This is a genomic window from Haloparvum sedimenti, from assembly GCF_001462205.1.
Lineage (GTDB): Archaea > Halobacteriota > Halobacteria > Halobacteriales > Haloferacaceae > Haloparvum > Haloparvum sedimenti.
On record NZ_LKIR01000008.1, the window covers coordinates 55,266 to 74,633 of the forward strand.

At 69.3% G+C, this 19,368-nt stretch carries 20 protein-coding genes and 1 pseudogene; 13 read left to right on the plus strand and 8 right to left on the minus strand.

The features are described 5' to 3' along the window. From guaB to AN233_RS00720, 3 genes are all read left to right on the plus strand, one after another. On the plus strand, window positions 1-718 hold a 718-nt coding region (gene guaB, locus AN233_RS17805), incomplete at its 5' end, for an IMP dehydrogenase (protein WP_245625928.1). Between the two features lie 106 nt (window positions 719-824). Then, complete coding sequence (locus AN233_RS00715; protein WP_058364963.1) at window positions 825-1,967, plus strand: TrmB family transcriptional regulator; 1,143 nt, start codon at window positions 825-827, stop codon at window positions 1,965-1,967. Between the two features lie 91 nt (window positions 1,968-2,058). Beyond that, the gene (locus AN233_RS00720) at window positions 2,059-2,682 is read left to right on the plus strand and encodes a HalX domain-containing protein (protein ID WP_058364964.1); all 624 of its coding nucleotides are present in this window, start codon (window positions 2,059-2,061) and stop codon (window positions 2,680-2,682) included. Between the two features lie 63 nt (window positions 2,683-2,745). Here AN233_RS00720 and AN233_RS17810 read toward each other — a convergent pair whose 3' ends face one another. Both AN233_RS17810 and AN233_RS17815 read right to left on the minus strand, forming a co-directional pair. Then, window positions 2,746-3,417, minus strand: coding sequence for a sensor histidine kinase (locus AN233_RS17810; protein ID WP_281176506.1), 672 nt, complete (start codon window positions 3,415-3,417; stop codon window positions 2,746-2,748). Beyond that, window positions 3,394-4,533: pseudogene (locus AN233_RS17815) on the minus strand (PAS domain-containing protein); the annotation flags it as partial. The pseudogene AN233_RS17815 and the gene AN233_RS17810, both read right to left, overlap by 24 nt. 215 nt (window positions 4,534-4,748) lie before the next feature. Here AN233_RS17815 and AN233_RS00730 point away from each other — a divergent pair. Further along, a complete protein-coding gene (locus AN233_RS00730; protein ID WP_058364966.1) occupies window positions 4,749-5,303 on the plus strand; it encodes a DoxX family protein in 555 nt (184 codons plus the stop codon). A gap of 46 nt (window positions 5,304-5,349) precedes the next feature. Here AN233_RS00730 and msrA read toward each other — a convergent pair whose 3' ends face one another. Next, window positions 5,350-5,901 (minus strand): peptide-methionine (S)-S-oxide reductase MsrA, encoded by a 552-nt coding sequence (gene msrA, locus AN233_RS00735; protein WP_058364967.1) that lies wholly within the window; start codon window positions 5,899-5,901, stop codon window positions 5,350-5,352. Window positions 5,902-6,038: 137 nt separating this feature from the next. Between msrA and ribH the strand changes: the two genes are divergently transcribed. Both ribH and AN233_RS00745 read left to right on the plus strand, forming a co-directional pair. After that, window positions 6,039-6,443 carry a 6,7-dimethyl-8-ribityllumazine synthase gene (gene ribH / locus AN233_RS00740; RefSeq protein ID WP_058364968.1) on the plus strand — a complete coding sequence of 135 codons (405 nt, stop codon included), beginning with the start codon at window positions 6,039-6,041 and terminating at the stop codon, window positions 6,441-6,443. Next, window positions 6,440-7,588: a pyridoxal phosphate-dependent aminotransferase gene (locus AN233_RS00745; protein ID WP_058364969.1), complete on the plus strand. Its 1,149-nt coding sequence runs from the start codon at window positions 6,440-6,442 to the stop codon at window positions 7,586-7,588. The genes ribH and AN233_RS00745 overlap by 4 nt, the downstream gene beginning before the upstream one ends. Window positions 7,589-8,167: 579 nt before the next feature. On the opposite strand, the gene AN233_RS00750 is transcribed toward AN233_RS00745, so the two are convergent. Further along, window positions 8,168-8,596 (minus strand): GIY-YIG nuclease family protein, encoded by a 429-nt coding sequence (locus AN233_RS00750; RefSeq protein WP_058364970.1) that lies wholly within the window; start codon window positions 8,594-8,596, stop codon window positions 8,168-8,170. A 126-nt stretch (window positions 8,597-8,722) separates the two neighbouring features. On the opposite strand from AN233_RS00750, the gene AN233_RS00755 reads away from it, so the two are divergent. The 3 genes from AN233_RS00755 to AN233_RS00765 all read left to right on the plus strand — a co-directional run bounded on the left by AN233_RS00755 (window position 8,723) and on the right by AN233_RS00765 (window position 10,669). Continuing rightward, window positions 8,723-9,586 carry an NOP5/NOP56 family protein gene (locus AN233_RS00755; RefSeq protein WP_058364971.1) on the plus strand — a complete coding sequence of 288 codons (864 nt, stop codon included), beginning with the start codon at window positions 8,723-8,725 and terminating at the stop codon, window positions 9,584-9,586. Then, window positions 9,579-10,238 (plus strand): fibrillarin-like rRNA/tRNA 2'-O-methyltransferase, encoded by a 660-nt coding sequence (locus tag AN233_RS00760; protein ID WP_058364972.1) that lies wholly within the window; start codon window positions 9,579-9,581, stop codon window positions 10,236-10,238. Before AN233_RS00755 ends, AN233_RS00760 begins: the two co-directional genes overlap by 8 nt. 116 nt (window positions 10,239-10,354) lie before the next feature. Further along, complete coding sequence (locus tag AN233_RS00765; protein ID WP_058364973.1) at window positions 10,355-10,669, plus strand: hypothetical protein; 315 nt, start codon at window positions 10,355-10,357, stop codon at window positions 10,667-10,669. An 8-nt stretch (window positions 10,670-10,677) separates the two neighbouring features. Here the strand turns inward: AN233_RS00765 and AN233_RS00770 are convergent, their stop codons facing one another. The 4 genes from AN233_RS00770 to AN233_RS00785 form a co-directional block, all read right to left on the minus strand. Next, window positions 10,678-11,979, minus strand: a complete 1,302-nt coding sequence (locus AN233_RS00770) for an MFS transporter (RefSeq protein ID WP_058364974.1) — start codon at window positions 11,977-11,979, stop codon at window positions 10,678-10,680. A 108-nt stretch (window positions 11,980-12,087) separates the two neighbouring features. Beyond that, window positions 12,088-12,912, minus strand: coding sequence for an HD domain-containing protein (locus tag AN233_RS00775; RefSeq protein ID WP_058364975.1), 825 nt, complete (start codon window positions 12,910-12,912; stop codon window positions 12,088-12,090). A 73-nt stretch (window positions 12,913-12,985) separates the two neighbouring features. Next, on the minus strand, window positions 12,986-13,477 hold the full coding sequence (locus AN233_RS00780; protein WP_058364976.1) for a redoxin domain-containing protein: 492 nt from the start codon (window positions 13,475-13,477) through the stop codon (window positions 12,986-12,988). Between the two features lie 192 nt (window positions 13,478-13,669). Beyond that, on the minus strand, window positions 13,670-14,647 hold the full coding sequence (locus AN233_RS00785; protein WP_058364977.1) for a transcription initiation factor IIB: 978 nt from the start codon (window positions 14,645-14,647) through the stop codon (window positions 13,670-13,672). Between the two features lie 280 nt (window positions 14,648-14,927). On the opposite strand from AN233_RS00785, the gene AN233_RS00790 reads away from it, so the two are divergent. From AN233_RS00790 to AN233_RS00805, 4 genes are all read left to right on the plus strand, one after another. Further along, window positions 14,928-16,109, plus strand: coding sequence for a M24 family metallopeptidase (locus AN233_RS00790; RefSeq protein WP_058364978.1), 1,182 nt, complete (start codon window positions 14,928-14,930; stop codon window positions 16,107-16,109). A gap of 86 nt (window positions 16,110-16,195) precedes the next feature. After that, window positions 16,196-17,380 (plus strand): MFS transporter, encoded by a 1,185-nt coding sequence (locus AN233_RS00795; protein ID WP_058364979.1) that lies wholly within the window; start codon window positions 16,196-16,198, stop codon window positions 17,378-17,380. A gap of 72 nt (window positions 17,381-17,452) precedes the next feature. Then, window positions 17,453-18,097, plus strand: coding sequence for a thioredoxin domain-containing protein (locus tag AN233_RS00800; RefSeq protein WP_058364980.1), 645 nt, complete (start codon window positions 17,453-17,455; stop codon window positions 18,095-18,097). A 9-nt stretch (window positions 18,098-18,106) separates the two neighbouring features. Continuing rightward, window positions 18,107-19,348, plus strand: a complete 1,242-nt coding sequence (locus AN233_RS00805) for an MFS transporter (RefSeq protein ID WP_058364981.1) — start codon at window positions 18,107-18,109, stop codon at window positions 19,346-19,348. Window positions 19,349-19,368: the final 20 nt, after the last annotated feature.

Genomic DNA, 19,368 nt, shown 5'->3' on the forward strand with positions numbered 1-19,368 from the left:
CTGCGCACACGCGCACAACCTCAACGTGCTGGAGTCCGCACGCGCCATCAAGGAGACGGTCGACGCGGACGTGGTCGTCGGCAACGTCGGCACGCGAGAGGCCGCCGAGGCCGCGGTCGACTTCGCGGACGGGCTGAAGGTCGGTATCGGCCCGGGGTCGATCTGTACCACGCGGGTCGTCTCCGGCGCGGGGATGCCGCAGATAACCGCCGTCGCCGAGGTCGCGGACGTGGCCAGTCAACACGACGTGCCGGTCATCGCCGACGGCGGCATCCGGTACTCCGGCGACGCGATCAAGGCCATCGCGGCCGGCGCGGACGCGGTGATGCTCGGCTCCTACTTCGCGGGCACCGAGGAGGCGCCCGGTCGCGTCATCACGATGAACGGCAAGAAGTACAAGCAGTACCGCGGGATGGGCTCGGTCGGCGCCATGAAGTCCGGCGGCGGCGACCGCTACCTGAAGGACGCCGACGAGGACGAGGAGTTCGTCCCCGAGGGCGTCGAGGCGGCGACCCCCTACAAGGGGACGCTCTCCTCGGAACTGTACCAGCTCGTCGGCGGTATGCGCTCCGGCATGGGCTACGTCGGCGCCGAGACGATCCCCGGGGTGAAAGAGCGCGCGGAGTTCGTCCGCGTCTCCGCGGCCGGCCAGACCGAGGGTCACCCGCACGACGTGATGATCACGGACGAAGCGCCCAACTACTCCCCCAACGAGTAGGCCGAGAAACGCCTTCTCGGGCGGCAGTTCTCGTTTTCTCGACCCGTCACGCGAGGCAGCTTCCGACAGCACAGGGGTTAAGACGAGCGTGTCCGTGTGGTTACACATGGACATCGCGGAGGTGCGCCGCACGCTGGAGGACGCCGGGCTCTCACAGTACCAGGCGGACGCGTACGTGAGCCTGCTGGAGCTCGGCTCCGCGTCGGCCACGGAGCTGGCGGACGCCAGCGGGGTCCCGAGCGCACGGATCTACGACGTGTTGCGGGACCTCGAGGAGCGGGGATACGTCGAGACGTACGAGGGCGACGCGTTGCGGGCCCGCGCTCGCGATCCGCGGAAGGCCCTCGACGACCTGCGTGACCGCGCCGACAGGCTCGTTTCGGCGGCCGAGGAGGCGGAGTCCCGCTGGGAGGCGCCCGCGCCGGACCGGCACCGCGTCGACATCGTCAAGCGGTTCGAGACGGTGACGGACCGAGCGGTGGAGGCCGTCGCGAACGCCGAAAACGAGGTCGCGCTCGCGGTGAGTCCGGCGGAGTTCGACCGCTTCCGCGACGCTCTCGCGACGGCCTACGAGAACGGCGCCGTGGTCAAAGTGACGCTGGTCGCCGAGGACGCCGAGGACCTCCCCGTAGCGTCGGCGTTCGAGGGCGTGGCGACCGAGGTGCGGCACCGACCGCTCCCGGCACCGTTCCTCGCGCTGGTCGACCGCACGGTGACCTGTTTCGCCCCGCATCGGGATTCGCTCAACGAGTACGGCGTTCTCGTGGACGATTTCTCGCTCACGTACGTCTTCCACTGGTACTTCAGCACCTGTCTGTGGGAGGTGTGGGACGAGGTGTACGACGAACGCGCCGGGCGGCTCGCGGCCGACTACGTCGACATCAGGCGGTTCCTCCGCGAGGTGGAGCCGGTCGTGTGCGCCGGCGGCCACGTCGAGGTCCGCGTCCGTGGCACGGACCGCGCGAACGGCGAGCCGGTCACGGTCGACGGCGTCGTGACCGAGTTCGTCTACGCGGGAGAGTCCCGGAGTGCGAGCGAGGAACGCGACGACGGGCCCGATCAACCTGCCGGCCCGGTACCGCTCTCACAGCTGGCCGGCCGCGTGACCGCGTACGTCGACGACGGCGACCGCGAGTGGTCCGTCGGCGGCTGGGGCGCCAACATCGAGGATATCGAGCTGACGCGGATCTCCGTCACCGCGGTCGAGCGTCCGGACGGCGAGCGCATCGAGGAGGCCAACCTGGCGTGACCGATCTCCGACCCCGGCGACACAAGGGACATTTTGATATAGCGGGGCGTGCGATGAATCGTGTGAGCGGACGTTGCAGGACCGAGGACCAATGAGCGATGAACCCCCACTCGTGCTCGTCGTCGAGGACGAACCCGACCTGGCAGACCTCTATGCAGCGTGGCTCGGCAGCGACTACCGGGTTCGAACCGCCTACGGCGGCCGAGAGGCGCTGGACCAGCTCGACGACGAGGTGGACGTAGTCCTTCTGGACCGGCGGATGCCGGGGCTGTCCGGCGACGAGGTGCTCGTCACCGTCCGCGACCGCGACATCGACTGCCGCGTCGCGATGGTGACCGCGGTCGAGCCCGACTTCGACATCGTCGCGATGGGCTTCGACGACTACCTCGTCAAGCCGGTGACGAAGGAGACCCTCCGGGAGACCGTCGACGACCTGCTGGAACGAAGCCAGTACGACGCCGGCGTCCAGGAGCTGTTCGCGCTCAGCTCCAAGAAGGCCCTGCTGGAGACCGAGAAAGGACAGAGCGCGCTCGCGGACAGCGACGAATACCAGGAGCTCTCCGACCGGATCGTGGAGCTGCAGTCGGAACTCGACACGGCCGTGAGCTCCCTCGAGGAACACGAGGACTTCGAGCGGATGTTCAGGGAGTTCGAGGACGGCGAGGCGCCCGACGAGGACGACACCGCGGATGACACCGTGGATACGGACGAGTAGGTTCCGCAGCGACCGTCGGACGGGCGACGAATCCGGACGTACCCCTCCGGTGCCGAGTGACCGCTACCGTGGTTCGGCGACTCCCGTGAATTCGAACCTGGCACCGCCGGTGGAGCCCTCTTCGATCGAGACCTCCCACCCGTGAGCCAGTGCGATCTGTTTGATGCTCACCATCCCGAATCCGGTTCCGTCCTCCTTCGTCGTGAATCCGGGCTTGAAGACATCTTGACGCTCCCGTTTGGAGATTCCGGGCCCGTCGTCCTCGTAGTAGAAGCCGTCGGGAAGCGTTCCGACTCGCATCGCCGTCCCCGTCCCGGTGTGCTCGACCGTATTTTTCACGAGATTGTCGGCGAGCCGGATCAGCGCGTCGCTATCGGCCAGGATCGGCTTCGAGTCGACGACCGCCAGCGATTCCGGTTCCGTTTCGAAGGTGTCCCACGACCGGAACGCGTCCCCGAGTTCGACCGGCGCCACGTCGCTCACCAGATCCCCTCGCTGCATCACGGTCGCGAGGTCGTCGACGAGCTCTTCCAGCCGTTCCGCGGCGGCCGCCGCGTCGTCCAATCGGCTCGTGTCGTCGAGTTCCTTCGCGAGTTCGATGTTTCCCTGAATGATGTTGAGCGGCGTTTTCAGGTCGTGTGAAAGAACGTTTCCGAACTCGCTTATCCAGCCGAGTTGCGATTCGATCTCGGACGTGTGCGCCCGTCGCTCGGTTATCTCGCGCTGGAACCCGATGAAGTTCGTGACCTCCCCGTCTTCGTTCTCGATCGGCGAGATGTCGAGGAGGTTCCAGAACGGGTCCCCGTCCGCGTCGTAGTTGAGGATGTCCAGCGAGATCGGGTCGCCGGCGTCGACAGCCGCCCGTATCTCGTCGACGGCCTTGGGATCGGTGTCTTCTCCCTGTAAGAACCGGCAGTTCCGGCCCAGTACGTCCGCTTCGTCGTAGCCGGTCAGCTTTTCGAACCCGTCGTTGAGATAGACGATCGGGTTGTCCTCTCGCGTCGCGTCGGTGATGACGATCCCGAGCGTCGCTGCGTCGAGCGCTCGGTTCTTCAACGCGAGTTCGGCTTCGAGTTCGTCCCACCGGTCGATCTCCTGTACGATGCACACGTGACCGCCGTTGTCCATCTGCGTGAGAACGAGCCGCTCCGGGACCGGCTCGCCCTGCTTCGTGACTCCGGTCGACGCGCCGCGCCACGTTCCCTCGGTTTCGAGTTCGGGAAGGATCTCGTCGTGGAACCGCTCGGCTTCCTCCGGCGGGTACAGTACGTCCCAATGCTCTCCGATCAGTTCGGCACGGTCTCGGTTATAGACGGCCGCGTACGCCTCATTCATGTACTGGTAGACGCCGTCGTCGTCGATGATCCCGATCCCCTCTTCGGCGGATTCGATCGCCAAGAACCCGCGTCGAACCTGGGCTTCGGCCCAGTACTTCTCCACGAGGTTCTCGATCTTGTTCGCGAGGACGGGATACTCCTCGGTGCCGCCCTTCTGGAGGTACTCGTCGACGCCCGCCGTGATCGCCCGGCTCGCGATCTCCTCGCTGCCCTTGCCGGTGAAGAGCACGAACGGAAGGTCGACCCCCTCGTTGCGAAGCCTGTTGAGAAGTTCCAGCCCATCCAGCTTCGGCATGTCGAAGTCGCTCACGATGCAGTCGTATTCGTCTTCCTCGAGGGTCGCGAGCGTCGCTTCCGGGTCACAGATCGTCGTCGTCTCGATCCCGTCGATCTCCCGCTCCAGAAACGCCGCGGACATGTCCACGAACGATTCGTCGTCGTCGACGAGAAGCACCGACATGTCTCGATGCCCCGCATCGAATGGAGGGATTTCACTCAATGGAGCCGTCGTCATATCGTGGGTATGCTGTCACGACACAATAAATGGAGTTCATCGACAATTCCTGCACGACGAACGGTGAGAAATGTGCGGCGAGTTCGCCAACTGTGCGGTGGAATCGCTACTGAACGTCACCGGTTCGTCGCCGCTCCTGACCTGTGTCAGTGCGAACACTTTATGGGGATTCTGTGCGTAATTTTAAATGTTACCCTGTCGAAGCTGGATCACGTATGTCATCCACCGAAGTCGAGCTACGAAGCACGATCGGCGGGTTCACCGCAACCGGCAAACTGCACACTCTGAGCGTCTGGTTCATCCTCGCGCTGCGACTGATGATGGGGATCGCCTTCTTCCAGAGCGGGTTCGGGAAGGTGCTCTCGGGGAGTTTCGACGCCGCGGGCTACCTCCAGAACGCGCCGCCGAGCAACGGGAGCCCGGTCGCGGACCTGTTCGTGGCGATGGGGAGCAACGCCGCGTTCGTCGACTTCGTTAACATCGCGGTCCCGTGGGGAGAGGTCCTGATCGGACTCGGACTCCTCTTCGGCGCGCTCACCCGACTGGCGGCCTTCTGGGGCGCGTTCATGATGCTGCTGTTCTACCTCGGCAACTGGGACATCTCCCACGGCTACATCAACGGCGACTTCGCGTACATGCTGGTGTTCCTCTCGGTCGCGGCGTTCGGCGCCGGCCGGATCCTCGGCCTCGACGCCTACATCGAGGCGTACGAGATCGACGGCCAACCGCTCGTCGAGCGGTACCCCTGGGCGCGGTACTTCCTCGGCTGAGAGGAGAGAATAGGGGAGAGACAGCCGGGTTCGCGGTCGTTCGCGGTCACTCCGCGGTCGCCGCGTCGGCGCCGTCCGCGACCAGTTTCCGAACCTTCTCGATCTTCGGGTCCGCGTGGAAGGTGCAGTAGGCGTCGCCGGGGTTCTTCTCGTAGTAGTTCTGGTGTTTCTCCTCGGCCTCGTAGAAGGTCTCGAGCGGCTCGATCTCCGTGACGATCTCGTCGTCGTAGACGTCCTCCGCCTCCAGCCCGCGGACGTACTCCGCGGCCGCGCGCGCCTGTTCCTCGTCGTGCGTGAGGATTATCGACCGGTACTGGCTCCCCACGTCGGGCCCCTGTCGGTTGAGCTGCGTCGGGTCGTGGACGGTGAAGAACACCTTCAGCACGTCGGCGTAGGAGAGTTCCTCCGGGTCGTACTCGACCTGCACGACCTCGGCGTGGCCCGTCTCGCCGGTACAGACTGCCCGGTAGGTCGGGTCCTCGACGTGTCCGCCCGCGTAACCTGAGGTGACCGACTCGACGCCGGGGACCTCCTCGAAAGCCGCCTCGACGCACCAGAAGCACCCGCCGCCGAGCGTCGCGGTTTCTGTCTCGCTCATGCGCGAAGGTAGGTGCTCCCGGCGTATAGACGCGTCGGCGTCGGCGAGGTGGCCGGTGAGCGGCCACCGACCGCGGTCGGTCTGCAACATCGCGCGCGAACGGTAGACATTAGGCCGCGCCGGGGTATCCCCGGAGTATGGTTACGCTGGGACTGGTCGTGGCGCAGTTCAACGACTCCGTGACGGGACCGATGGCCGAGGCGGCCCGCGAGGCGGCCGACGCCCGCGACGCCGAGATCGCCGCGGAGGTGCCCGTGCCGGGGGCGTACGACGCGCCGCTCGCCGCGGACCGGCTGGCCCGCCGCGAGGATGTCGACGCCATCGCGGTCGTCGGCGCCATCGTCACGGGCGACACCGACCATGACCGCGTGATCGCGGAGGCGACGGCGGAAGCGCTCACAGAGGTGAGCCTCGACCGCGACACCCCCGTCACGTTCGGCGTGAGCGGGCCGGGGATGTCCGGCGCGGAGGCCCGCGAGCGCACGGACAAGGGCGCAGCGGCCGTCGACGCCGCACTCGACCTGGCGGAGGAACTCCCATGAGCTACGACTTTTCAGACCGCATCCAGCGAGTCGAACCGAGCGCGACGCTTGCCATCTCCAACCTCGCCGCCGAGAAGGAGGCCGAGGGCGCGGACGTGGTCGACCTGTCGGTCGGCGCGCCCGACTTCCCGACCCCCGAGAACGTCACCGAGGCGGGCAAGGCGGCGATGGACGCCGGCCACACCGGCTACACGTCGACGAACGGCGTCCCCGGTCTCAAGGAAGCGATCGCCGACAAGCTCCGCGACGGCGGCGTCGACGCCGAGGCGGACGAGGTGATCGTCACCCCCGGTGCCAAGCAGGCGCTCTACGAGATCGTCCAGACGCTCGTCGACGAGGGCGACGAGGTCGTCCTGCTGGACCCCGCGTGGGTCTCCTACGAGGCGCAGGTCAAGCTCGCGGGCGGGAGCCTCAACCGCGTCGACCTGGCACCGCACGACTTCCAGCTGGAGCCCGCCCTCGACGACCTGGCGGCCGCGGTCTCCGACGACACCGAGCTGCTGATCGTCAACTCGCCGTCGAACCCCACGGGCGCGGTCTACACCGACGCCGCGCTGGAGGGCGTCCGCGACCTCGCGGTCGAACACGACGTGGCAGTCATCTCCGACGAGATCTACGAGCGCATCAGCTACGGCGTGGAGCCGACCTCGCTGGCGTCGCTCGACGGGATGGCCGACCGCACGGTCACGGTCAACGGCTTCTCGAAGGCCTACTCGATGACGGGCTGGCGGCTCGGCTACCTCCACGCGACCGAGGAGTTCGTGAGCGAGGCGGGCAAGCTCCACTCCCACTCCGTCTCCTGTGCGACGAACTTCGTCCAGCGCGCCGGGATCGAGGCGCTGGAGAACACCGAGGAGGCGGTCGCGGAGATGCGCGAGGCGTTCCGGGGCCGGCGGGACCTCCTGATCGACCTGTTCGAGGAGCACGGCGTCGACGTGGCGGTCCCCGACGGCGCGTTCTACATGATGCTCCCCGTCGACGCGGACGACGAGGCGTGGTGTGAGGCAGCCATCGAGCGGGCGAACGTCGCGACGGTTCCCGGCAGCGCGTTCAACGCGCCCGGCTACGCCCGCATCTCCTACGCCGCGAGCGAGGACCGCCTGCGCGAGGCGGTTGAGCGGCTGGTCGACGCGGACCTGATCTAGGTCTCGGGCGGCTATCTGTACGGTTTCTCGGGTTCTTGGGGCTGTGGTGGTGTTTCTGTCTCGGTCGCGGATCTTGCTGCTTGGAACGTCGCGATCCGGGGATCGCTATTCGGCACTTTCCGTTACTGATCCGGATCTGCTGTGAATCCTGCTGATCGGGACAGCAACACCCAGAAAGCCCCAGTCGGCTCTCCCTGCTGCTGTTCTAGTTTTGACTGGGTTGCAGATCCTGCTGATCGGGACAGCAACACCCAGAAAGCCCCAGTCGGCTCGACCGGCCGCGCCTCGCTGCGCTCCTCGCTCCCCGCACAGCTCGCTGCGGTGCTTACGTCGTCGGGGCCGGATCGAGCCGACTGCCCCTTTCAGTCCCACCCACAGCCCCGCCCCACTCCGCACCGCGACCGCCCTGCACCGCAGCCTCACACCTCCCCAGCCTCGGCGGCGGCGCGGCTGCGAAACCGCACAGCAGGCGGCCGCGCCGCCGCCTCCCTCGCGCGCGTTCCTCGCGCGCGCCGACCGCATTAGCACCAGGATTCGGTGGGAACACAACGGCACCGCGTCCGCACCGCCACGGGGAAATCAGGAGTCGTCCGGTCCCGTCACGGCCTCGTGTGCGTTTTCGACCATCTCGCGGAGCCTTTCGAGCGTGGTCTCGTGTGCGAGGTGCGACGGACAGTCGCAGTCCGACGCGCCGAAGCCGGGGACCGGCCCCTCGTTCAGGCGCTCTGCGACCGCGCACTCCGCGTCCGCGCCGGGCGAGGTGACGACCTCGCGGAGGGTCGCGTCGGGGTGCCCGATCAGGTAGTCGACGTGCCAGTGGCGCGCGTCGGACTCGCCGCGCGCGAGGCGTCGGTGTCTGTCCACGCGGGCGAAGCCGCCGCTACCGAGCGCGCTGCCGGTGTAGGCGTACGCGCCCGCGGGGAACGCGTGGTCGCCAAGCGCGCCGACCCCGATCCGGGTCGCCTCGGGAAGCGTGATCAGCAGGGTGTACGTGCCGCCCTCGTCCATGTTCGGTCCGTCGGCTCGCGCGCCGAAAGACCCGTCGGGACGGCACGGCTCGGTAGGGCGCCCCCGGCCGCCTCGGCGCGGTCGGGGACCGACAGGTTCCTGTCGCCGGCCCCACGAAGGGGGACCATGAACGACGGATGGTTCGCCGGCCTCGACCCCGGCGACGGCGACGCCGCGGCCCGGCGGATCCGGGAGGGGTCCGCGCCGGAACCGGCCGACTGGCCCGGACTGGCGGTTGAGTCCGGTTTCGCCGACGACGAGGCGGACTACTACGACCGGCTCCGCGAGGCGACGCTGGCGGCGACCCGCGCCGCGGTGACGGAGCGCGAGCGCGCCGACGACCAGCAGCTCGTCCACGCGGTGCGCGCGATGGACGACTGCGAGCGCACCGCCAACGAGCTCGCGGAGCGCGCCGCCGAGTGGGCGGGGGCGCTGTTCGACGAGGCCGGCAGCGGCGTCGACGGCGCCCGCGCCGTGGCCGAGCGCGACCCCGACACCGCCGCGGAGCGCCGCGCCGTCTCGCTGGCCGAGCGCGTCGTCGACCTGGCCGACGAGACCGAGGAGCTTGAGCGGTTCATCGAGGAGACCGCGCCGGCGGTCGCGCCGAACCTCGCCGAGATGGCCGGACCGGTCCTCGCGTCGCGACTGATGGCCCTCGCGGGCGGCCTCAAGCCCCTCGCGCGGAAGCCCTCGGGGACGGTGCAAGTGCTCGGCGCCGAGGACGCGCTGTTCGCGCACCTCGCCGGGCGCGCCCCCTCGCCGAAGCACGGCATCATCTACACGCACGACTACGTCCGCGGGACGCGGCCGGAGGACCGCGGCTCCGCCGCGCGGGCGTTCGCCGGCAAGCTCGCCATCGCGGCCCGGATCGACCACTACTCGGGCGACTACCGGCCGGACCTCCACGAGGAGCTCCGCGAGCGCATGGCGGCTATCCGCGCCAGGGCAGATGACGGGACCGAGAACGCCGAGGGAGGCGACGATGAGTGAGGAATCGGGCGACGGCGCGCTTCCCGCGGGCGTCGAGCGGCGGACGTTCGACGGCGAGCGCCGACTGGCCACGCGCGGGAAGCCGGTGTACGGCGAGCCGACCGACGGCGCGTGGCGCGCGTGGGACGCCGGGCGGTCCAAGCTCGGCGCGATGATCGCCTCGGGGATGGACGTGGGACTCTCCGGCGGCGAGACGGTGCTGTACCTCGGCGCGGCGTCGGGGACGACCGTCAGCCACGTCGCCGACTTCGCGGGGCCGACGTACGCGGTGGAGTTCGCGCCGCGTCCGGTCCGGGACCTGCTGGACGCAGCCGCGGACCGCGACCGGCTGTTCCCGCTGCTGAAGGACGCTCGCAAGCCCGACACCTACGCGCACGTCGTCGAGTCGGACGTGGACGCCGTCGTGCAGGACGTTGCGACGCGCGGACAGGCCGACGTGGCGGTGCGGAACGCCCAGTTCCTGGCGGACGACGGCCGCCTCCTGCTCGCAGTGAAGGCCCGCAGCGAGGACGTGACCGCCGACCCGGCGGACGTGTTCGAGGACGTGCTCGGGACCCTCACGGACGCCTACGAGGTGCTGGAGACGGCGCGACTGGAGCCGTACCACGAGGACCACCTCGGCGTGGTCGCGACGCCGGACCGGAGCGAGTAGGCGACCGCTCGATCCGTTCGCGCGATCCGGTCACCGATCCGATCACCCGATCCGGCCACCGATCCGACCGTCCGCGGTACCCGGATTTTTAACCCCCGGGAGCATTTCTCGACGCGATGGACGCTCGCCTCCTCGCGTGCGCCGCGCTGTTTTGCGTCGGCATCGTCGCGGACATGGCGACGACGTACGTCGCGCTCACCGCGGGCCCGTACGTCGAGGCGTCGCCGGTCGGCCGCCGGCTCATCACTCGGTTCGGACTCGTCCCCGGCATGCTGCTCACGAAGGTGGTCGGGATGGCGGTCGTGGCGGTGCCGGTCGCGGCCGCCCGCTTCGACCGCCGGACGGCGCTCGCGGTCATGCTGGCGGGCGTCGGCCTGCTGTCGCTGGGGGCCGCCGGTCACAACCTCCTCGTGCTCGCAGGCGTGCTCTGACGACGCCGTCACGACTCCGAGGGAGCCGGATCGGTCGGATCCTCCCGCACCGCGGCCGCCCTGCTCGCCTGCCACCAGAAGGCGGTCGTCGCGAACGCGATAAAGCCCGCCGCGACGAGGAACCCGACCTCCGTCGAGAACACGTCCATGATGGACCCGACCGCGACGGGACCCGCGACCTGCCCGACTTTCCACGAGATGGAGCGCAGCGACATGGCGCTCGCGACCGAGTCGTACGCCTCGCCCTCCTCAACGAACAGCGCCATGCTCGCGGGCAGCCGGATGGAGTCGGCGACGCCCAGCAGCGAGTAGGCGGCGAACAGCGCGAAGAAGGCCCCGCCGAGGGTCTGGGTGTCTCCCAGGTAGGAGACAGTGACGGGGGCAAGCGTCCCCTCCGCGAGCGCGGCGAGCGGCACCATCGCCGTGCCGACGCCGTACAGCAGCGCACCGAGCGCGACGAAGCGGTGCTTCCCGCCGAAGCGGTCGGTGAGGTCGCCGACGTACCCCTGCGTGAGCGCCTTCGTCAGCTTTCCGCCCGCCATGATCCAGCCGATGGCGAACGCGGAGATGCCGAACTCGGTGCGCGCGTAGATGGGGAGGAAGATGATCACCGCCATCTTCCCCACGCTGAAGGTGAACCGGAAGGTGACGAGCGAGCGAAGCAGGGGGAGCCCGATCAGCGAGCGGAACGTCTCGATCCCGCCCGACTCCTCGGGGTCCTTCCGGCCGCCGGGATTGTCGCGCAGGAACGCGAACACGAGTGCGAACGCCGCCAGCGTGACGACTGTCAGGACGACGTAGGTGGTCGTGAAGTCGTACGCGTACAGCAGGTAGCCGCCGACCAGGTCGCCCGCCAGCGAGGAGAAGGAGGCGAACTGGTTGTAGGAGCCGAGCCAGCGCCCGCGCTCGCCGTCGGGGCTGATCTCGCCGATGATCGTCGCGCCGGTGATCCAGAGCACGCTCGCGCCGAGCCCCTGGACCATCCGGATCAGGATGACGTGGACCGGGTTCGACACCGCGATGAACCCGAGGAAGACGACGACGTTGATCAGGAAGCCCGCCAGCAGGTAGCGCTTCGCGTTCCCCGTATCGACCTTCCGCCCGAGCGGGAGGACGATGACCAGTTGAACGAGCGCGAACGCGGTGCCGAACAGCCCCTCGACGAACCCCGTGGTACCGAACAGATCGGCGTACAGCGCCAGCGCGATCAGGATGGTCGAGTACGCCTGACTGCGCGCGAACGCCGTGCCCGCCAGCGCCGCGAACTCCTTGTCCTTCAGGAGCGCGACCGAGTTGCCGATCCGTGCCACGGAGGATTCCCCTTTCGGTTCGAAACGCCACGCCGGTGCCGCAAAAGGCTCTCGAATCCGGCCGCGGCCGCCGGGTGATCCTGCCGTCCGCGCACGGCGGGCGGCCGCTCAGAGCTCGATACGCTCGACCAGCACGTCCTCGGCGTCGTCCTTCGTGTTGACCGCGACGATCCGGACCTGTTCTTCCAGCGTCGACCGCTCCAGCTTGCTCTTCAACAGCGAGTCGACCTGGTAGACGCCGGCGGCGTTGTTCATCCGGATCTCCACCTCGACGGGCTTGGTCTCGCCGGCGTGGAGCGTCACGCGCTCGATGGCCTGCGAGGAGATGGTGTTGATCCCGCGGCCGCCCTTCTCGTAGGGGATCCGCGACCGGCCGCGCTCCATGTCGAGCCCGTCCGCGATGCGGATGACCCCTGCCTCCTTCGTCAGCGGTTCCTCCTCGGTGTGGTGACAGAGGATGGCGTGTAACACCTCCGCTTTCACGCGCACCGTCTCGGACGTGTCGTAGAACTGCGGGAGGAACCGGTCGAGCAGGTCCGCGGCCAGCGGGATGGAGTAGTAGGAGTGGTCGTCTCGGTGGACGACGTGACCGATGTCGTGTAGCGTCGCGGCGAGCGCGACGATCACCGCCTCGTCGGCCTCCTCGAGCCCCTGGTCGGCGGCACCGTTGAACGCCACGCCGCCGCGCTTCAACAGGTCGTACAGCCGTAGCGCGCGGTTCCGAACGATCTCGATGTGTTTCGCCCCGTGGTCGTTGTATCCCTTCCGCGTGACGGCGTTGACGTTCTGCGCCTTCAGGTACGTATTGATCTCGGGGTCCTCGTGTATCGCGGCCAGCACCTCGTTCAGGCGCTCGTCCGGATACGCGTGCTCCGCGTCCGGGTCGTACTTCCCTCGCTTGCTGCCGTTGGGCAGTTCGTCGGCGTCGCTCATTCCGTTCTATCGACGCACCGGAGGCGTAAAAATGGCTGCAGCGCTGTCAGCCGGGTCGCCCCCGACCGGCGACTCAGGCGGCGTCCACGGTCGCGGACGCGACCGCTTCCTCGACCGTCTCGTAGGGAGGTTCCTGTCCCGGGTCGTCCGCGAGCCAGCGGTACTGCACCTCCTCTTCGGGGCCGACGACGAAGACGGACCGGCGCGCGACGGTCTCGACGCCGGTGCCCTCGAAGGAGTCGTCGGCCACGTCGTAGGCCGCGACCGCGTCGTGGTCCGGGTCCCCCACGAGGCCGAAGGGGAGGGCCTCCTGTGCACGGAACTCCCGGAGCGCGAACGGCAGGTCGGTGCTGACGCCGAACACCGTCGCGTCGAGTTCCTCGAACCGGCTTAGGCGGTCCCGGAACGTGCACAGCTCCGCCGTGCAGGTGCCGGTGAACGCCGCCGGAAAGAACGCGAGCACCACGACGCCGTCGCCGAGATGGTCGGCCAGATCGAACGGTGCCACCTCGTCGGTCGCGATCGATGCCTCGAAAACGGGGGCGTCGTCGCCTACGTCGACCATACGGGCGGGCCGGTCGCCACCGGGTTAGCGGTTCCGACTGCGGCGAGGGACGACCCGTTCGCCGTCACCGGCCGCGGCCGACGGCGCGACCGACGACGCGTCCGAGGCGGGTAGCGCGACCGCTCTGGGTCGTGAGAAAACTCGAGAAGGGAGCCGCGACCGGTCGTCAGAGAACTGTCCGAGCCGCCGGGGTTACGGCATCGCGATCTCCTCTTCGGCCTCGAGGAGCTCGTGGTAGCGGTTGCGGATGGTGACCTCGCTGATGTTCGCGACCTCGCTCACCTCGCTCTGGGTGACCTTCTCGTTGGTCAAAAGCGAGGCGGCGTACACCGCGGCCGCCGCGAGGCCGACCGGCGATTTGCCGGAGTGGACGCCCTGCTCCTTCGCGGTCGAGAGGAGCTGTCGGGCGCGGCGCTCGGCCTCCTCCGAGAGGTCGAGGTCGGAGGCGAACCGGGGGACGTAGCTCTCGGGGTCGGCCGGCTTGATCTCCAGTTTGAGCTCGCGGACGATGTAGCGGTAGGTCCGCGCGATCTCGTCCTTCTCCACGCGGGAGACGTTCGCGATCTCGTCGAGGCTTCGCGGGGTCCCGGCCTGCCGCGCGGCCGCGTACAGCGAGGAGGTGGAGACGCCCTCGATAGACCGCCCGGGGAGGAGGTCCTCGTCGAGCGCGCGGCGGTAGATGACGGAGGCGGTCTCGCGGACGTTGTCCGGGAGGCCGAGCGCGGAGGCCATCCGGTCGATCTCGCCGAGCGCCTGCTTCAGGTTGCGCTCCTTCGAGTCGCGGGTGCGGAACCGCTCATTCCACGTGCGCAGGCGCTGCATCTTCTCGCGCTGGCGGCTCGACAGGGAGTTGCCGTAGGCGTCCTTGTCCTGCCAGCCGATGTTCGTCGAGAGCCCCTTGTCGTGCATCATGTTCGTCGTCGGGGCGCCGACGCGCGACTTCTCGTCCTTCTCGGAGGCGTCGAACGCGCGCCACTCCGGCCCGCGGTCGATCTCGCCCTCCTCGACGACGAGCCCGCAGTCCGCACAGACGGTCTCGCCGTGCTCCGTGTCCGTGGCGAGCTGGCCGCCACACTCAGGACAGACGAGCCGCTCCTCCTCGTCGTCGGTCGTTTCCTGCTCGGTTTCGTCGGCGTGCTCGCCAGCGTACGTTCGGACGTTGTCGCTCATTGTGTATGGGATGGGGACCGACAGATGGGTCTGGGTTCCGTGTTCCTCGCTCCAACAAAAGGTTCGAAGATACTTAAACCTGCTGGCGATTTCCGATCTGCAGGAGCGAGAAAAATGGCAGACTGCGCCGGGTTGATGAGGGACCGTGAAAGATCCGCGGCGAACTCGGTGTGAAGGTCATCTCACCCCGGACGAATATTTAACAGTTGCGTCGGGGCTGCCGCCGGCCCGAGGTTCCGGGAGGCGAACCGCTTTTTGTCCGGCCCGCGGACGCGTGGGCATGGACCCCGACCTCACGCGGCTCGACGACTACCTCGACGGCGTCGGCGCGGACGGCTACCTGATCGACGCCGACCAGGACGACTCGAACCAGCTCTACCTCTCCGGGTTCACCGGGCCGGACCCGTTTCTCACCCTCTATGCGGACGGCGAGACGCACCTGCTCGTCTCCGGGCTGGAGTACGGCCGCGCGCGGGATGAGGCGCGCGCCGACACCGTCGAGCGACACGCCGACTACGGCTTCGAGTACGGCGGCCGCGACGAGCGGCTCGACATGTACGCCGACTTCGTCGCCGACAAGGGCGTCGAGGCCGCGGTGATGCCCGAGCGCGGCCCGGTCGGGACCGCAGACGGCCTCCGGGACCGCGGGCTCGACGTGTGCGTCGACGCCGAGGACGTGCTCACGGAGATCCGAGCCACGAAGACCGACGCGGAGGTCGAGCACGTCCGCGAGGCCCAGCGCGCCAACGAGGCCGCGATGGCCGCCGCCGAGGACCTGATCGCCGCCGCGGACGTGGCCGGGGAGGGCGACGAGGCCGAGGCGGGCGTCCTGCTGTTCGAGGGCGAACCGCTGACGAGCGAGCGCGTGAAAGAGGAGATCGAGGTGACGCTGCTGCGACACGGCTGCTCGCTCGACCAGACCATCGTCGCGGGCGGCGCGCAGGCCGCGGACCCCCACAACCGCGGCTCCGGGCCCCTCCGGGCGAACGAGGCGATCATCCTCGACATCTTCCCCCGGAGCAAGTCGTCGCACTACAACGCCGACATGACGCGGACCTTCTCGAAGGGCGAGCCGAGCGAGACGGTCCGCGAGTGGTTCGAGCTGACCGAGCGCGCCCTCGAGGCCGCCCTCGACGCGGTGGAGCCGGGCGCGACCGGCGAGGAGGTCCACGCCGCCGCCTGCGAGGTGTACGAGGACGCCGGCGAGCCGACGTTCCGCACGGACCCGGAGACGGAGACCGGCTTCATCCACTCGACTGGACACGGCATCGGCCTCGACGTCCACGAGCGTCCCCGGCTCGCAAGCGGCGGCGAGGAGCTCCGGCCCGGCCACGTGATCACGGTCGAGCCGGGCCTCTACGACCCCGAGGTGGGCGGCGTCCGCATCGAGGATCTCGTCGTCGTCACCGAGGACGGCTACGAGAACCTCACCGACTACCCGGTCGAGCTGGTCGTCGAGTAAGCGCTCTTCATCCCCTCGGACCGAGAACGCATCGCACGCCGTGCCGCGACCGCAAGCCGCTTTTCCCGACGCCGCGAAGCGGGGTCGTGCGCTGGCGCTATGCCGACACCGCCCTGACGCTCTGCACCCTCGCGTTCTTCGCGACGATGGTCGCCAGACTGGCGATCAGCCCGGTCGTTCCCCTCATCACCGCGGATTTCGGCGTGACGAACGGAACGATCGGGCTCGCGCTGTCGGGCATGTGGGCCGCCTACGCGCTCGCGCAGTTCCCCTCGGGAGTGCTCGGCGACCGGCTCGGCGAGCGAACGGTGATCCTGATCGCGGTCGGCGCGACCGCGGTGGCGAGCGTGCTGCTGGCCGCCTCCCCCTCCGTCGTCGCCTTCTTCGCGTTCACGGTCGTGCTCGGCGGCGGGGCCGGCCTCCACTACTCGGTGGCGACGACGTTCCTCGCCCGGCAGTTCGACGACATCGGTCGCGCCATCGGGTTCCACGTCGCGGGCGGGCCGCTTGCCGGACTGATCGCGCCGCCGGTCGCGGCGCTGATCGGCGCGCGGTACGGCTGGCGCGTCGCGCTGCTGTCGGGCGCCGTCGTCGCCGTGCCGGTGTTTTTGCTGTTCGCGTGGCGGATCCGCCCCACGCCGGCGGCGCGCCCGGACCAGCCCGTCCGCGAGCGGTTCGCGCTCGACCCCCTGGTCGAACTGCTCTCACGCCCCTCCATCGGGTACACGACCGCCTTGGCGACGATGGGCGCCTTCTCGTGGCAGGCGACCGCGTCGTTCCTCTACACGTTCCTGCTGGTGGCGGGGGAGTTGGACCCCGGGACCGCCGGCCTGCTGTTCTCGCTGTACTTCGTCGTCCACGGGGTCACGCAGCCGCTGATGGGGACGCTCTCGGACCGGCTCGACCGCGACGCGGCGGCGATGGTGACGATGAGCGCCGGCGTCCTCGGCTACGGCGGGCTGGTGCTGGCGACGACGGTCGGCGCCTCGACGCTCGCGCTCGCCGGCGCGACGACGTTGGTCGGCCTGGCGATGTCGTGGGGCGCGCCGGTCCAGTCCCGGTTCATGGACAACCTCGGCGCGGCCGAGCGCGGAGCCGGGTTCGGTCTCGTCCGGACCGTCTACATGGTGATGGGCGCCAGCGGGAGCGTCGTCGTCGGCGCGCTCTCCGATTCGGCCGGTTGGGGGGTCGCGTTCGGGCTGCTGACGGGCGTGATGGCGCTCGGACTGACCGTACTCGCCGCGAACCGGATCCTCGGCGCCGATCTGTGACCGCGGAGGTTCAGAAATAGACGCGGCAGTCGGTCTCGGTGGGCCTAAGTGCGCGTGGCGCCGAATGCGACCATGCGAACCTCCCGACGGGTCTTTCTGTCGAGCGCGGCCGCTGCGGGCGCGACCGGCGTCGCCGGCTGTCTCGGCGGCGGCTCCGACGACGGTCCCTCCGAGTACGACTGCGACACCGCCGAACCGGAACCGGTCGCCGAGCTCCCGCAGCCGGTCGCCGGCGACCCGGATGCGGACGTGGTGGTGGCCGCCTTCGAGGACTTCGGCTGCCCCCACTGCGCGACGTGGGTGCTGGAGGAGTACCCGACCATCGAGTCGGAGTACGTCGATCCGGGCGAGATCCGGTTCGAGCACTGGGACTTCCCGATCCCGGTCACCGACTGGTCGACGCCGGTCGCCAACGCCGGCCGCGGCGTGCAGGAGCGCGCCGGCGACGAGGCGTTCTTCGCGTTCGCCAAGCGGGCCTACGAACTGCAGGACGAGCACTCCCTCGACGCCGTCGGCACCGCGGCCGAGGCGGCCGACGCCGACCCGTGCGCGGCCATCGCCGACGCCGAGCACGAGCCGTACGAGGCGGTCATCTCCGGAAATCGCTCGGAGGGTGAGGAGCGCGGCGTGGGCGGGACGCCGACGGTGTTCGTCAACGGCGAGAGCGTCGAGCCGACCGCCGACGCCGTTTCCGAGGCGATCGAGAACGCGCTGTAAGCCGATCCCATGAGCGACGTGGCGCATCGGAGCGACCGCCGCCGCCTCGCGGTCGTCGTCTGGGCCGTCCTCGTCTCGCAGGTGTTCCTCTATCCCGGAGTCCCGACGCTCGTGGACGCGCTGGGCGCGCCGAGCGCCGGCATCGACGCCGGCATGTGGTTCCTCGTCGCCGAGTTCGCGGCGTTCGTGGCGTTCGCCGGCGTCTGGGGCGCGATGAGCGACGCCACCGGCCGGCGCGTGGCGCTCGTCGTGGTCGGGGCCGTCGGCGGCGGCCTGACCTACCTCGCGGTACCCCTCTTGCCCGGCCTCGGCGTCGGCTTCGGCGGCGTGCTCCTCATGCGCGTCGTCGGCGGGGCGTTCACCATCGGCGCCTTCTCGCTCGGCATCACGATGCTGATGGACCTCCGCGGCGGCCACGGTCGGAACATGGGCGCGGCCGGCATCGCCATCGGCTTCGGCGCGGCGGTCGGCTCCGTCGTCGGCGGTCGGCTCGCGGACGCCGACCCGTTCTACCCGCTCTACGCCGGCGGCGCGGTCCTGCTGGGCGCGGCGCTTCTGGCGTCGACCGTGTCTGACCGGACGGAAGCGACGACCGCGGGTGCGGGCGGAGCGGCGGCGCCGACCGACGACGACCGGCCCGGATTCCGGGAGATCGCCCGGCGGATGCGCGCGATGCCCGGCCTGCTGGTCCCCTTCGCGTTCGGCTTCATCGACCGGTTGACGGCCGGATTCTTCGCGCTCGTCGGCGTCTACTACTTCCAGGACCCGGCGGTGTTCGGCCTCTCGGCGTTCGGCGCGGGGCTCACGCTCGCGCTGTTCTTCCTCCCGTTCGCGCTGCTGCAGTACCCGATGGGTGTGCTCTCGGACCGGATCGGCCGCTTCTACCCGGTCGTCGCCGGGTCGCTCGCGTACGGCGCGGTCATCGCGGGCGTCGGCCTGGCGCCGACCTACCCGGTCGCCGCGCTGTTGATGGTGCTCGTCGGGGTCTGCGGCGCGCTCGTGGCGCCCGCAACGATGGCGCTCGTGACCGACATCGTGGCGCCGAGCGAGCGAGGGGCGGCGATGGGGCTGTTCAACGTGTTCGGGTCGCTCGGGTTCCTCACCGGATTTCTCGTCGGCGGCACCGTCACCGAGGGGTTCGACTACCTGACGGCGTTCCTGGTCGTCGGCGGGCTCGAACTCGCCATCGCGGTCCTGCTGTTCCCCGCGGTGCGGGTCATCACCGCGGAGACGGGGCCCGGACCCTCGTAGCGACCGTCGGTCGGCCGATC